15 protein-coding genes are annotated in these 14,881 nt (G+C 47.1%); all 15 read right to left on the bottom strand.

The annotated features are described in order from the left end of the window. Positions 1–54 precede the first annotated feature (54 nt). On the bottom strand, positions 55–894 hold the full coding sequence (locus L7H18_00345; GenBank protein UMX47983.1) for a TatD family hydrolase: 840 nt from the start codon (positions 892–894) through the stop codon (positions 55–57). Continuing rightward, positions 878–1,834, bottom strand: coding sequence for a DUF475 domain-containing protein (locus L7H18_00340; GenBank protein ID UMX47982.1), 957 nt, complete (start codon positions 1,832–1,834; stop codon positions 878–880). The genes L7H18_00345 and L7H18_00340 overlap by 17 nt, the downstream gene beginning before the upstream one ends. A gap of 63 nt (positions 1,835–1,897) precedes the next feature. Then, the gene (locus tag L7H18_00335; GenBank protein ID UMX47981.1) at positions 1,898–3,181 is read right to left on the bottom strand and encodes an NAD+ synthase; all 1,284 of its coding nucleotides are present in this window, start codon (positions 3,179–3,181) and stop codon (positions 1,898–1,900) included. Between the two features lie 608 nt (positions 3,182–3,789). Further along, positions 3,790–4,041, bottom strand: a complete 252-nt coding sequence (locus L7H18_00330; protein ID UMX47980.1) for a hypothetical protein — start codon at positions 4,039–4,041, stop codon at positions 3,790–3,792. Positions 4,042–4,245: 204 nt separating this feature from the next. After that, complete coding sequence (locus L7H18_00325) at positions 4,246–4,449, bottom strand: hypothetical protein (GenBank protein ID UMX47979.1); 204 nt, start codon at positions 4,447–4,449, stop codon at positions 4,246–4,248. Between the two features lie 25 nt (positions 4,450–4,474). Beyond that, positions 4,475–4,873, bottom strand: a complete 399-nt coding sequence (locus L7H18_00320) for a hypothetical protein (GenBank protein UMX47978.1) — start codon at positions 4,871–4,873, stop codon at positions 4,475–4,477. A gap of 772 nt (positions 4,874–5,645) precedes the next feature. Then, on the bottom strand, positions 5,646–7,094 hold the full coding sequence (gene metG, locus L7H18_00315; GenBank protein UMX47977.1) for a methionine--tRNA ligase: 1,449 nt from the start codon (positions 7,092–7,094) through the stop codon (positions 5,646–5,648). Positions 7,095–7,116: 22 nt separating this feature from the next. Continuing rightward, positions 7,117–7,803, bottom strand: coding sequence for a 16S rRNA (cytidine(1402)-2'-O)-methyltransferase (rsmI, locus tag L7H18_00310; protein ID UMX47976.1), 687 nt, complete (start codon positions 7,801–7,803; stop codon positions 7,117–7,119). A gap of 43 nt (positions 7,804–7,846) precedes the next feature. After that, positions 7,847–8,878 carry an AI-2E family transporter gene (locus L7H18_00305; GenBank protein UMX47975.1) on the bottom strand — a complete coding sequence of 344 codons (1,032 nt, stop codon included), beginning with the start codon at positions 8,876–8,878 and terminating at the stop codon, positions 7,847–7,849. A gap of 5 nt (positions 8,879–8,883) precedes the next feature. Beyond that, a complete protein-coding gene (locus L7H18_00300; protein UMX47974.1) occupies positions 8,884–10,155 on the bottom strand; it encodes an insulinase family protein in 1,272 nt (423 codons plus the stop codon). 51 nt (positions 10,156–10,206) lie between these two features. Next, positions 10,207–10,758 (bottom strand): type II secretion system GspH family protein, encoded by a 552-nt coding sequence (locus L7H18_00295; GenBank protein UMX47973.1) that lies wholly within the window; start codon positions 10,756–10,758, stop codon positions 10,207–10,209. 6 nt (positions 10,759–10,764) lie between these two features. Then, complete coding sequence (locus L7H18_00290) at positions 10,765–11,001, bottom strand: hypothetical protein (protein ID UMX47972.1); 237 nt, start codon at positions 10,999–11,001, stop codon at positions 10,765–10,767. Positions 11,002–11,005: 4 nt separating this feature from the next. Further along, positions 11,006–11,614, bottom strand: coding sequence for a prepilin-type N-terminal cleavage/methylation domain-containing protein (locus L7H18_00285; protein ID UMX47971.1), 609 nt, complete (start codon positions 11,612–11,614; stop codon positions 11,006–11,008). Positions 11,615–11,628: 14 nt separating this feature from the next. Further along, positions 11,629–13,020 carry a glycine--tRNA ligase gene (locus tag L7H18_00280; GenBank protein UMX47970.1) on the bottom strand — a complete coding sequence of 464 codons (1,392 nt, stop codon included), beginning with the start codon at positions 13,018–13,020 and terminating at the stop codon, positions 11,629–11,631. Positions 13,021–13,130: 110 nt separating this feature from the next. After that, positions 13,131–14,807: a hypothetical protein gene (locus L7H18_00275; GenBank protein UMX47969.1), complete on the bottom strand. Its 1,677-nt coding sequence runs from the start codon at positions 14,805–14,807 to the stop codon at positions 13,131–13,133. Positions 14,808–14,881: the final 74 nt, after the last annotated feature.

The following is a 14,881-nucleotide window of genomic DNA, read 5'->3' as shown; positions in this document are numbered from 1 at the left end:
TTTCCAATTATCAATTTTCGAACAATTCCAATAATAGCTTAAATCAAAATAAAATCAACCGATACCAAACAGTTTTTTCGCGTTTACCGTAGCGGCTTCGATGATGGTTTCAACCGAATCGTTGCGAATTTGCGCCACGCGCTCGGCGATATTCAAAACATATTTCGGTTCGTTGCGTTTGATTTCACGCGAAGGGGACAGAAACGGACAATCGGTTTCCAGCAAAATCCGGTCCAAAGGCATTTTTGCGATCACCTCATTCAAATCGAGCTTGAAAATAATGCCGTTCAATCCGAAATGCAATCCCAAATCATAATACTGACGCGCTTCTTTGGCGTTGCCGGTGAAACAATGGATCACGCCTTTAACGCTTCCCTCCGATTCCGCGAATTCGCGCAAAATCCCGATCGTGTCCTTATGCGCGATGCGCGTATGGATAATCGCGGGCAAATCAAGTTCGCGGGCCAGCGCCAGTTGTCGTTTGAAAATATCCGCCTGCTTGTCGCGGACGCGCGGCGCTTTAATTTGGTCTTTGGGCAAATGCAAATAATCCAAACCGATCTCGCCGATGGCAACAATTTTTTGGGATGATCGCGCCAGCTTACGATAAAGTTTGGCATCAAACGCCGGTTCCTTGATGTCTTCGGGCCGCCGGAAATCTTTGATATCGGGGTGGAAATCGTCGTCGATATTTTCCGGATGCAAGCCGATCGCCGCCCAAACCCCTTTGCCGGAATCTTCGGCGATTTCCACCGCGCGCAAAGACGAAGCGTAGTTGACTCCGACATTGATCATAAAAACCCCCTCGCTCAAGGAATTTTCGATCACCTGCCAGCGATCGCCGTCAAAGACCTCCAGATTCAAATGCGCGTGAGTGTCAACCAGCCGCGGCATGATTTTCTTTCTTTAATAACTTATGGGATTCCCAAAATGCCACGCCCACCAGCGCGAAAGTTATCAACGGCGCGGCCGCGTCGGGGATGTCAAAACCCAATTTCAAACTCTCGGAGAAACTCTCAAAAATTATGATCGCTCCCAATATCCCGATTGATGTCATCGCGCCGTTCTTCAGGAATTTGTAATTGGCCACCTTATCAATGCTTCTGATGGTCATTTCCCGCACCACAAACGCGCCAACGCCGTTGCCGATCAATATCAATGGAATCGATGTCGTGAACGCGAACGCTCCCAAAACTCCGTCAAAAGAAAATGACGCGTCCAAAACTTCCAGATATAAGAATTTGGAAAGATCGCCCATCCCGCCGCCGCCGGCCAGCAATCGTTCGCTTCCCTTTTCGGCTTGCTCGCGGAACCCGTAGAGAATAAAAAACATCGCGTTGCCAATCGCCGCCGAAAGCATCAATAAAGGGTTGGCTTTGGCAAAATAAAGCAAAGCGGTAAGCAAAACCGCCGCGCACGCGAAAAACCATATTCCAAAATGCGGCTTGATCAGTTTGTCGACCACGAACAGCGGCAATTTTTCTTCAAGGAACAGCCAGTGAAGATATAAAAGCAAAAGAAAAACTCCGGCCCCCATCAAAATCAGCGGTTTGCCCGCGTTTATCGCCTCGACGACTTCCGGCGCGCCGGAAAACATCGCTTGGAAAGCTTCAACGATCGAAATCCCGGGCACCGTGATCCATACGATCAAAAACGGCAAAACCCCGCGGATCACAAACACCGCGAATATCAATCCCCAAAACAGAAAAATCTTGCGCCATTTGACGCTCATCGTTTTCAAAACATGGGCATTGATAATGGCGTTATCGATACTGTTGACGATCTCAAAAATCGCCAAGCCGCCGACAACCAAAAGAATATTGATAATATCCATAATTTCTATTTTTGGGGTCTATCCCCTGTGTAATCGCAGGGGTTAGACCCCCGCAAAATAATGTTATTCGCTTTTCAATACGCACACCGGAGGCATCGCCAGCTTGTGCGCGTTATTCTTTTTCCGATCAAGGATCTTTCGCATCTTTTTAGCGTCGGTATTCGTGAGGCGGCAAACCTCTTCGGGAAGAAATCCCTGACTCAACAGCTTCAACACCGTATCCAATTGAAAATAACTCAAGCCAAGCTCTTTTTCATCGGTCTGCCCCGGCCATAACGCGGCCGTGGGCGCGGCTTCGATGATCTCGGAAGGAATTTTCAACCGTTTGGCCATATCATATATCTCGCTCTTGTAAAGATCGGCGATCGGCTCGATATCCACGCCGCCGTCGCCGTACTTGGTGAAATAACCGATTTCCAGCTCCGTGCGATTGGTGGTACCCACCACCATCCCCTTTCTTAAATTGGCGAAATAATAAAGCGTGGCCATGCGAATCCGCGGCTTTAAATTGCCATAGACCAAATTGCCGCCGTTGGGCAAGGCCTTGACGAAAGTTTGGATCATCTTGTCCAGATAGATTTTTTCAACCTTGATCTTGAACGCCTCTTCCAGACGCGCCACATTTTTCCCAAACGGGCACTTGCGCACGAACGGCATCCAGACGAATGTTATTTTTTTCTTGAACGCCTTTTGCAACAGCGCGGCGGTTACCGCCGAATCAATCCCGCCTGAAACGCCCAAAACCAACCGTTCCAATCCGGCCACGGCCATTTTATCTTTAATGAAGCCGATTATTCTATCTTCGGGCAATACTTGGCTGTCGGCGATCCTTTTCAGCCCGCCGTTATTTTTTAAATGGCGAGCAACCGCGACCGGCGCCAATTTATCCCATTCAAAACCCGCGGCAACGGTTTGCCGCACTTGCGTGGCCGACAAGTTATCGAAAAACATTGGATGATCCGCGATTTCGATGCCAATCTCGCGCGCGCTCTCCCGCGCCCAGTCATTTAAAGAAACTAAAACCGCCCGGCCGGCGTCAAGTCCGGCGACCTCCAACAACTTTTTTGACCAGGCCGCGTTATTGCGAAAATCCGGCAACCCAAAAATCTTGTAATTTTTGATCCCGGCTTCTTTTAACGCCGCTTCCAAAATTTCTTTCCGCTCTTTGAAATCCAGCGGATTATTGGCCTGCCCGTATTCCTGCATACTGCCGATCACAATGCTAACCTCGCCCGTCTGACCCAAAATCCACTTGATCGCCTCCAGATGCCCGTTATGAAACGGCTGGAACCGCCCCACAAACACCACCTTCTTCCCTTTGGGGATGGTATAATCTGTATTTTCCATAATGTTATATTCTAATCCAATGAGCGCAAATTTTCAATTTTCAATTTTCAATTTTCAATTAATTTTCAATGTTCCAATTTTCAAGCAAAACGCCCGCCTGTCGTATAAAACACAAAGTAAGCCAATTTGTTGAGGTTGTGTTGAGGTTGTGTTGAGGTCAAACCTCAACATAAAAAATAAGCGATCAAAAAGGATTATCCTTGTGATCGCCATCTCTATCTCCATCACGATAGCTATCGCCATCGCCTTTCTTAACCCCCCCATATCTCTGGGGGGGTAATCCATTGGAAAAGATTTTTATGGTTACCACCGAACTATGCTGGATCATTGATTCAGCGCAATTCGGTGATAACCTCGGTCTTATATTTTTAAACAACTAAAAACCCTTCTTGCGGAAGGGCTTTTTATTTGGAACAAATTTTATTTTCTTTAACTTGCGCCAAATAAAAAGCCCTCCTTAATAATAAGGACCAGGCTGACCAACAACAATCCATTGCTATTCAGTTGTCGATTCTGGTTTTTCATATTCTTATATTTAATATATATCAAACCGATGCAAACCCGTCAAGACAGCAAAACAAAAGGGCGATCAAGCGACTGCCCCATTTTTATTTATTTTCGTTTTCCCGCGAATACGGACAATGTCCCCACCCTGTTTTTTCGGGCGGCTTATCTCGGGGATCGCCGTAAGCGCAATCCTGGCCCGAAAGAACAGGATGTCTCGCCTTGCAACTTCCGCCCAAATAATCTTCGTCCTTTTTTGATGTCTTAGTCCAAAAAACTCTTTGTTCATCTTTTTTCCCGTCGACCACGCGCATCACTCCGCAATATTTATTTGTAAAAGTTCCGCTTTGCAACAAACAAAAAACCCTCCTTTCGGAGAGTTTTGGATTTGTTCGTTGATTTTCCGTTATTCCCTGCCAAACAAAAGACCCTCCTTAAAAGAAAGAAGTGCCGCCGCCATCAACACAATATTCGTTTCCCATGTTTGGCAATTCATAAATTTGTATTTAAATAATACCAAAACACCAAACCCGCGTCAATGATTAGCCGATAAATTGAAATCAATCAAATGATCTACCAAGCAAAGCAACGGCTTCCAAGAGATATTTTTCCCTTATTTGCAAGATATCATCCATATCAGAATGGTAAACCTTGGTCATCTTGTCCAAATCACCATACATGGCAAAAATTTTCTGTTGAAATTTGATTTCAACAGACATTTCAACAGAAACTTCAACAGAAACTTCAACAGAAAAAGCTGCCAATAGTTTTAAAAATGATGCCCGCGGATTAAACCTGCGGGCATGTTATTGTCGTGATAATAATATGGCGTTCTTTATTGCCGTTTGTGCAATAATAAACAGCCAAATCTTTTTCGCCGGACTTTCTCTTCTGGCATAGAAAATCATTGAGCTCTTCATCAATAAGCTTCTCTTGCCTCTTTATTCTCTCGCCCACCCCGAAAGAAATGAAGCTGCCGTACCCACTTACCCCTTGAAGAGTCCACTTTTCCGCACAGCAATAATTTTCACGGAAAAGGCCGATACATTTTTCGCGGAATAAACCAGCTATTTCTTTGTAGATATCGGGGTTCGACAAAACAAAAACCCCAAGCCGGTTTATCGCGGTTTCATTTTCTTCTATACCTGCCATCATCCTGATGGCGTTCGGGAATTTTCCAATTTCCATAGCGATTCTCCAAATTTTAAACGATCTATAAGGCAACAAGCGTTTATAAAAACAAAAAATCTCGTTGTCCGAGAATTTGCCATTTGCTTTGAGCGTTATCAACAATTCAAATCAACCGCGCAAACGAAAAATTCCCGAACTCCGAGAGGGGCTAAAGAAAAAGTTAAAGTTTGGATTGTTTAACGCGGCCGGATTGTTCACCTTGAAAAAGTTATATTTGAATATAATCTCGATTATGTTTAAATATATACAAAATTTATTCTTTGGCGTCAAGATATTTTTTTGTAACCCCTCACTGGGGAGCAAATTTGTTAAGGTTTGACCTCGAGAACTTGCATTTTGAGGTCAATCCTCAACGAATTTGCGGTAAGGGCTGGCGCGAATTTGGAGGTCAAACCTCTCGCAAGCCGAGGATTGACCTCCAAATTCGCTATTTTACTTCCCAGTGAGTGATTGCATTTTTTAGCAAATTTCTATATCCGCGGCAAATAGGTCGGCATAAACCCAAGATATTTTAACGGTATTCCAAAATAAGTATAAAGACAATCGTTTACCATTTCAATCAATTCTGAAAAAGTATTTCCTTCAGTTATACAACCCGGAGAATCATTTATCCGCGCCGCAACCCCCCTCCTCGCAACAGTGGACGGAGATATTGAGCTGTCGCGGAAATTGAGACCGCAGTTTCATTATTTTTTCTTTTTCTTTCGCGGTTAATTTTGCCATTGAATTTATATTCCCAATCTGCCAAAAGAAAACTGAAGACGCAAACTCACTCTTCCAACCGCGGAAATAAAATGCCGGTTGCTTCGCCCGCCAGCAGTTTTTTGATTTTTTGCGCGGTTTGTGGGATGAACGGCGCAAGCATTTTTTCGATTTGCGAAAGCGCGAACAGCAAATCACCCACGGCCGCGGTGTCTTTGGTTTTCCACGGCTGGGTTTTTTCTATGTATTTGTCGCCAAAATTGATCGCTTTCCAGACCGCGGCCAAAGCTTCGTTGAATTTATATTCCGCCAGCGCGGCGGCAACCGCGTTTTTCGCGATATCAATTTCGGCCTTCACTTCCGGATTGAGCGCGGTTTCCACAGACATTGGCGCGCCGATTTTTTGAGCGATTACCGTCACGCGCGCGGCCAGATTGCCAATGCCTTTGGCCAAATCCGCGTTATAGCGTTCTTCAAATTTTTCATAGGAAAAATCGCCATCTTCGTCGGGCGGTAATTCGCGCAACATAAAGTAGCGCGTCGCGTCGGTTCCGTATTTATCCACCAGTTCCGCCGGATCGATCACATTGCCCAATGATTTTGACATTTTCTGGCCGTTGGCGGTGATAAACCCGTGGATGAACACCTGTTTGGAATTAGGCAACCCGGCTGACATCAGCATCGCCTGCCACATCGCGGCTTGCTGGCGCAAATTATCCTTGCCGGCCACTTGGATGGCATTGCGATTTTCTTTTGTCCCCCAAAAATCCGCGAACTTCTTTTCATTTTCGGGCCAGCCCAAACAAGAAATATAATTCGCCAGCGCGTCAAACCACACATACATCACCTGGTTTTCATCGCCCGGAACCGCGATTCCCCAAGGCATTTTTTCTTTGACGCGCGAAATGGAAAAATCCCGCAATCCACCGGCGACAAAATTCTTGATCTCGTTAAAACGGCCCGCCGGCAAAACAAAATCCGGATTTTTTTCATAAAAATCCAAAAGCGGTTTTTCATATTTTGAAAACCGGAAAAAATAATTTTCTTCTTCAATAATTTCAATTTCTTTATTGGGATGGATCGGACACCGGCCGTTGACCAGTTGCGAATCGGTAATTTCCAATTCGCAACCCACGCAATATTTGGCGCGATAGGTTTTTTTGTAAATATCGCCGTTCTTGTCGCATCGCTTCCAAAACTCCCGCGCCGCCGCGATATGATGCGCGTCGGTGGTACGGATGAAATTATCAAACGACAAATCAAGTTTTTCTTTTAACGCCAAAAACGGCCGCGCGGAATCATCGCAATACGCCTGCGGGGTTTTTCCAAGCTCGGCGGCGCGTTGATAAATTTTAGCGCCATGCTCGTCGGTACCGGTATTGAAAAACACCTCTGCTCCTTGCGAGCGATGCCATCGCGCCAAAACATCCGCCTGAATGATCTCCAGCGCGAAACCAATGTGCGGTTTGGCGTTCACATAGGGCAAAGTGGTGGTGATATAATATCTTGAAGCCATAATAAATAAAACCTTATCAAAATTAACGCCTCCCTTCAAGTACCGCGACAAATTCGCCCTTCAAAGGGTCTTTTTTGATTTTGGCGATCACTTCGGCGATCGTGCCGCGATAGATGGTTTCAAAGGTTTTGGTCAGTTCGCGGCAAACAACAATGCGACGGGTTTTGTCGGGATTCAATTCGTCGATTTCGGACAGGGTTTTTAAAATTCGGAAATTGGATTCGTAGAACACCGCGGTGAATTCGTTTGCCAGCAGGTCTTCAAAGTATTTTTTGCGTTTGTTTTTCGCCGGCGGGAAACCGGCAAACATAAATTTGTCCGTGGCGAAACCGGAAACGCTCAACGCCGCGATCGCGGCATTCGCGCCCGGAACGGGAATGATTTTAACGCTATCGCCGAATTCTTCCACCGCCGCTTCCACCAGCCGGTTGCCCGGGTCGCTGATACCGGGCGTACCGGCGTCGGAGACCAACGCCAAGTTTTTTCCATCCTTGAGCAATTTTAAAATTTCGCCGGTCTTTTCCGCGTCCGAATGCTGGTGGTAACTCAACATCGGCTTTGCGATTTCATAATTATCAAGCAAAACTTTGGTCACGCGCGTGTCTTCGCACAATATCAAATCCGCGCTTTTCAGCGCTTCAACCGCCCGAACCGTTATATCGCCCAAATTGCCGATCGGCGTCGCCGCGATGTATAAAATTCCCGTCATAATTTTCATTAAACGCAACTTAACTTAAATACGGCGGCCGAAATTATTCGCTTAATTTTTTGTTTCTCATCAGGTAATCGCGGGTAAAATCATATAAAAGCCCGAACAGCGGAATCGCAAGAATCGCGCCCGCCAAACCCCAAAGCGCGTCGCCCACCAAAATCGAAATCAAAACCAGAATCGCGGGAAATTCCATAAATTTCTTGGTCAACAGCGGAATCATCAAATTGTTTTCAAGTTGCTGGATAAGCGCGAAAATTCCCACGGCCAGCGCCGCTTTCTGCCATGAATCGATCAGCGCCGCCAGCGCGATCACCGCGGCGGCGACCAGCGGCCCGACGAAAGGAATAATATCGGCCGCTCCCGCGATAAAACCCATAAATATCGGATAGCGAACTCCGAGCGCCCAACAAGCAAGCGCGGTGAACGAACCGACGAATATCATTCCCGCCAAACGCACCGCGAACCATCCCGAAATTTTCACCTGCGCTTTTTCCCACCAGCTCAAAGCGGTTTTTTCGTGTTTTTTAGGTACCGCCAGCATTATGAATTTTTCAATTCCTTTTCCCTCCAGCGAGAAGAAAATCGCGATGGTAAAAACCGTGAAAGTCACCAATATGCCGCCAAACACCGACGCCAGCGAACCGACGATGCTTGACGACGCGCCGACAAACCAATCCCTGACGGCGGCGACGAACGCGTCCATGCTCTGAAAAATCACGAACCCCAATCCCGACAAAAACGGCGCGATTTTTTGGAAATAGACCGGGAACAACTGGCCCAACTGCTGGGTTTCAATCATAAAAAACGGCGCGGCGAGATATATCATCGTCCCCAACACTCCCAGAACCAAAAAATAAACCGACAAAGTCGCCGCGGTCCTTGGAATTTTCAGCCGCAACAAAAAATCTATCGCGGGGTTGAAAAGCACGGAAATAATCAACCCGAAAAGCGCCAAGAGCAAGACTTCCCGCGCCAGATATATCGCGTAACCGACGGCCAAAGCCAAAGCCGCCTTAAAGATCGCGCTCCAGGAAATATCGACTGCCCGGTTATTTTCGCCAATGCCAAACATAATTTTTATAAAGCGTTATCGAGCAATTTTTGAAACCTTGATTTGCCGTCGTAGGGTCCGATCACCGCCAGATTTAACTTTTCGGGTTTGAAAATATCGCGCGCCGCCTCTTGAATATCATCAACGGTCACTTGCTTTATTTTCTCATAGATTTCTTCGGGCTCCAATATCCGGCCTTCCAGCAATTCTTGCTCGCCATAGAACAATCCCTTGGCATGGGACGATTCCAAAACAATCGAGCTTTTGCCGATATAGTGGTCTTTGGCTTTGCGCAATTCATCGGCGGACACTTTCACCTCCCTGATTTTTTTAAACTCGCTTGAAATCACTTTGATTCCTTCGTCAAGGCGCGCGCTGTCCAAATTGGCCGTTGCCGCCAATGATCCGGAATCGGAGTCCATCGCCAGCTCGGTGTGCACATCATAAACCAGCCCCCGCTTAAACCTCACCTCTTCGGCCAACCGCGAGGAAAACATTCCTCCCAAAATCGTTTCCAACAATTCCAGCGCGTAGCGCTTGGGATAGGAATAATCAAACGCCCGCGCGCCCAGCGCGATCTGCGTTTGGTTGGTATCTTTTTTATAGATCAAAACATTGGGCGAGCTTTGGCTCTCGCGAACCGGCATTTTTTTTGCCGGATCTTTGGCGGAAAAATCTCCGAAATATTTTTTTGCCAGGATTTCGGCGCCAACGGCGTCAAAGTTGCCGGAAACGCAAATAATCGTGTTTTTCGCCGCGTAGTTTTTGTCGCGATAATCCAAAAGCTGATCGCGGCTGATTTGATTTACCGTTTCAATCGTGCCGCCGATATCCCATCCGGCCGGCTGATCGCCGTAAAGCGCGCCATTCCAAACCGTCCAAATATAGCGCATCGGATGGTCGTAGAACATATTCAACTCTTCGATAATCGTGCCCCGTTCTTTTTCGATCTCGGGCGCGGGCAGAGTGGAATTGAGAAAAATATCGGCCACCAAATCAAACGCCGCTTCAAATTTTTTGCTTTGCACCTTGGCGTAATAACCGGTCATCTCCTGCGAAGTAAACGCGTTGGCAACGCCGCCCAGCCCGTCAATTTCCGAAAAAACAGCCATTTCCGTCAAGCGCTTTTTGGTGCCCTTGAATTGCAAATGCTCCAGAAAATGGGAGATACCGCTGATCTCTTTGGTTTCGTATTTGGAACCCGTACCCACCAGCGTCAAAACCGTTACCGTATCGGTGTTCGCGGAATTTACCGTGATCAGCCTCAACCCGTTGGGCAATGTTGTTTTTTTATACATATAATTTACCGCCGAATAATTAACAAATGTATTACTTTAAAATTTTTACGCTTATTTTTCAAACGCGCCGGCAACCCACTCAAATTCATTCTGCCAGTTCCGGCTCGGGCAATTCCACCCCGGGCTTGCCGGATGCCGCCCAACGCTGGTTTCCATATCGGTAATTCCCAAGACAAAGAAATTCCCGCGCGCCAAGTCGCAACCCGTATATCCCGCAGGATATACATAATAACGATAGCCGTAGCAACCGGTTCCGGAGCCGCCCGCCGGATCAACCGGAGTCGCCAGCAATCCTTCGGTTTCCAGCGCGCCGATGAACGAATTGTTATTGCCGTCGTTGCACGGCCCCTGGTCCCAGCCATCGCAACACGCGTCGCCGGAAATCGCGGGAAATCTTTCATATTTGGCGTGATACATCTGAAGCGCCAGCACAATCTGCCGCATATCGCTCATCCGCCGCGCGTCGCGCGCTTGCGCCCGGGTACCTCCCATCGCCACCAACACCATCCCCGATAACACACCGATGATGGAAATTACCACCAAAAGTTCGATTAAAGTAAAACCATTCTTGTTTGTTTTTAACTTGGCAAAAAAATCCGGCATTATACTTTATTCAGGAATCATCCCCCCGGAAACATCGTAATTAACGGTTTGATTTTTGGCATTCTGCCGGTAAAAATAATACCCCCAAAATACAGCGGTCAAAATCAGGCACACGACAATAATAACGATTTGAATTTTTTTCTTTTTCGCGCCCCGGTCCAAATCCGGCGGAGCGGCAATCCCGACTTGCGGCTTGGCGGTATAATCACTGAAATCAATGCCTTTATTTTGATTTGAGTTCATATTTTTAAAAATTATTCTGGCGCATTCCGACTGTGATTGTGCCTGAATAATTGAATGTTGTGCCATTGCACGCGGTTATTCCCGGGCTTTGCATCGGCATTTTTTCAAGCTTATACACAAGCATATACCATTGGCGGTCGCATCCATAACTTCTTGAATAATAAGAATAATAATATGTTTGCCAATTCGACCCGCTATTTAAAGGATCCTGAGGTAAAGAAAGATAAGGTTTTAATTGATAGGCCAATGAATTCGTCAAAGAAAGCGAATGCCAAACTTCATCCCGGCTGTTTGACCATCCGGTATTGGGTTGTACCGCACCGGTTCCGCCCGAAGACGGATATTGGTTATTATCGGCATAATATAATTCCAGCGCCTTGCGGATTTGGGTGATATCACTCACCCGCCGCGCGTCCCGCGCCTGCGCCCGAACACCTCCCATCGCCACCAGCACCATCCCCGACAGCGTGCCGATGATGGAAATCACCACCAGAAGTTCGATCAGGGTAAAACCGTCCTTGCATGGTTTTAACTTGGCAAAAAGCTCGAACATCCGCCCTCGCCCCGCGGTCACGCAAAACCCGACTTCGCCGAATCCGGTTTCCCGCGGCACAAATTAACCTTTCTTTATTCCGAATATAACCCGCGCTTGATATAATCGGCAAGCAAATTCGTCTTAACGCGCGCCTGCGCCATGGTGTCGCGATCGCGCACCGTGGCATCGTCGCCGGCAAGCGAATCAAAATCCACGGTTACACAATAGGGCGTGCCAATCTCGTCCTGGCGGCGATAGCGTTTGCCGATATTGCCGGAGTCGTCAAACTCGCACATAAATTCCTCGCGCAACGCTTCATAAATTTCACGCGCTTTGGCGACAAGCTCGGGTTTGTTCTTCAACAACGGAAACACGGCAACTTTAATCGGCGCGAGCCGTTTGTCGAATTTAAGAACTACGCGCGTTTCTCCGTTAACTTCCTCTTCGGTATAGGCTTTGTCCAAAAACATAAAAAACAGCCGGTTCAAACCCACGGAAGTTTCCATAATGTGGGGAATGAATTTTTCGCCGCTTTGAGGATCGGCATAACTCAAATCAGCGCCGGAAAATTTGGAATGCTGGCTCAAATCCCAATCGCCGCGCGCGTGGATACCCTCCACTTCCTTGTATCCGCCCAGCGCTTTAAAATTATATTCAATGTCGTATGCCTCGCTGGCATAATGCGCCAATTTTTCGTGCTTGTACCAGCGGATATCGCCTTCATCCATCCCATAATTTAAATACCAGCTCCAACGAGTTTGTTTCCAATCGTCATATTTTTCTTTCATCATCGACGGATGCAAAAAATACTGCATCTCCATCTGTTCAAACTCGCGCGTGCGGAAAATAAACTGCCGCGCCACGATCTCGTTGCGGAACGCCTTGCCGATTTGCGCGATGCCAAACGGCAGCTTCACCCGCGCCGTGTCAACAGTGTTTTTATATTCCAAATAAATGCCGCCGCAGGTTTCCGGCCGCAAATAAACCACATTTTCTTCGCTCAACGCGTCGGTGGGAGATCCCAGATTCGACTTGACCATCAATGAAAATCTTTTTGCCGCGGTTAAATCCGTCGACCCGCAATTGGCGCATTTGAGTTTTTTTTCGCTCCGCAGTTTGTCCAATTCGGCATTGAGAAATTCCAGCGGCTGTTTGTCGGCCGACACGCCGAATTGCTCTAAAATATGATCGGCGCGCCAGCGGGCTTTGCATTTTTTGCAATCGACTTGCGGATCGTCGAAACTGTCCACATGCCCGGACGCGAGCCATGTCGTCGGATGCATAAAAATCGCGCTGTCCAAACCCACGACATCGTCGCGCAACTGCACCATATGCCGCCACCACGCGTCGCGAATGTTGTTTTTCAAAAGCGTGCCATAATGGCCGTAGTCATAAACCGCGGCAAAACCCCCGTATATTTCCGAGGACGGAAACACAAATCCGCGCCGCTTGGCCAATGAAATTATATTTTGCAAGTAATCCATAATCCAAATGAAAAATTTAAATATCAAAATAAAAAATTTCGGAGTTGAGTTTTTTGAAATTCAACAATATACCATTCCTTAATTTTGATCTTTGATTTTTCAACTTTAAATTAGTTCTTGGGTTGCACCGTCCCTCTGTCTTCGGACATCCCCGGGTCGGAAATCGAGGCGGTATCCACCGCCGGAACTTTCGATTCCAATGTGGTGTCGGTCCAGCTGTCGTCGCCGATGATCATCGCTTCGCCGATGATCCCCGCCTTGCCCAAAGCCTGCGAGCTCATCGGTGTCACCGTAACCTGAAATGAGATATTCAGCGGATTGGAAATCAATCCCTGTCCCGCGGTCATATCGCCGATATTCCACGCCAACTCCCGAGCGCCTTCATTATAAACAAGCTTGCCCACTTGGTTCTCCGGGAACACTTTGCCGCCGTTGAATTGCGTTTCCGGAGGCAAAACCGCTTTGACAATAACATTCCTCACATCGGAATAATAATTTTTCGCCTGCCAAGTAACCGTATAGGTCGTCGGCAACCCGACTTGCGGAGGGAACGGTCCTGAATTCCCGAATATCTCGTCGCCGAAAAAAACTCTCTGCGCCAGCTCCAATTTGGAACTGATCTTGGTGATAAAATCCTCCCGCGCCGGCCCGATCATCACTTTGTTATCCAGTTCCGGCTGGCTCAAATGGCTCAAATCGTCTTTCAATTTTATCCAAAACTCGACCTTACCTTCGTCCATAACCGCCAAATAGGCCAGTTGATTGTTCTGCTTCCAATCAAAAACGATGGAATTGTCTCCCGACTGAAAATTTCCGGTATCGGATTTGATGGTGGAAAAATCATACAAATCGCCGTCCAGCTTGTCCACCATCACCAAGTTGTAAAGTTCGCTGTCGCTTATATTGCGGTAATAAACTTCGTAATGAAGCCATTCGCCGGGCTTGGCCGTGTAATCGGCCTCGCCGTTGATAGTTTGCCTCAAACCGACCGTGGGTTTAACGATCTTGGCGCCTCTCTCAATTTCTTTTAACGGCACATACTGGCCGTCTTTCCACATCCCGATCCGCGCCCGGAAAACTTTGCCTTCGCCCAAATTTCCCGAAAGCTGGCCGGTCACATCAATGGTTCCGGATTGGTTCTTGTTGAGCACCGGCACGCTCCATTCATTCTTGTCCAGCGACTTGGGAGTCGATTGCGAGAAAGCGTATCCCGACGGATAATCGATATTGACCCGCAAATCGGTCAACAGCCAGTCAACATTTGAAAAATAATTGATTTTGAAATGAAAATCTTTGTTGGCCTCCACCGTTGACGAAAGATCCATATCCAGATTTAACGGCACCTCCTGCATCACCGTGGTCGAAGTGGTGGTTGATTCGTAGCGCGCGGTCAAATTTTTGGGCTGGTACGAAAGCGTGGCTTTGGCCACTTTGGCATCGCCCGCTTTGCCGACGAGCCTCACCTTGAAAGAGAAACTTCTTTCCTCTCCCGGATAAATCGCGCCGCCGAGTTTGTTCGAATCGATCACTTCCTGGGTGTATATTTTGTTGTCTTTTATCGAAAAATCCGGCGCGACAAACATCAGCGTGGGATTTTCCAGCCGAAACTGGCCGTTGTTTTTGTATTTAACCACATATTCGACTTCCTGCCCCAACTGGGCTTCTTTGGGCCCCATCATTTCCAGTTTCAACTCCTCTTTGGAGTAAATGTTTTTGCGCCAAAAACCATAGCCCACGGCCGCCAGAACCAAAGTAAAAACGATTAATATTTTTAAAAATTTACTCATCGAATTTAATTTAAAATGTAAATATCAAAATGAAAAATGACAATGTAAAATTACAAAATTATAAATACAGACAT

The sequence above is a fragment of the Candidatus Nealsonbacteria bacterium DGGOD1a genome (assembly GCA_022530585.1).
Taxonomy (GTDB): domain Bacteria; phylum Patescibacteriota; class Minisyncoccia; order Minisyncoccales; family UBA5738; genus UBA5738.
Note: the sequence above shows the minus strand (reverse complement) of the source record. Positions and strands in the feature narration are given on the sequence as shown.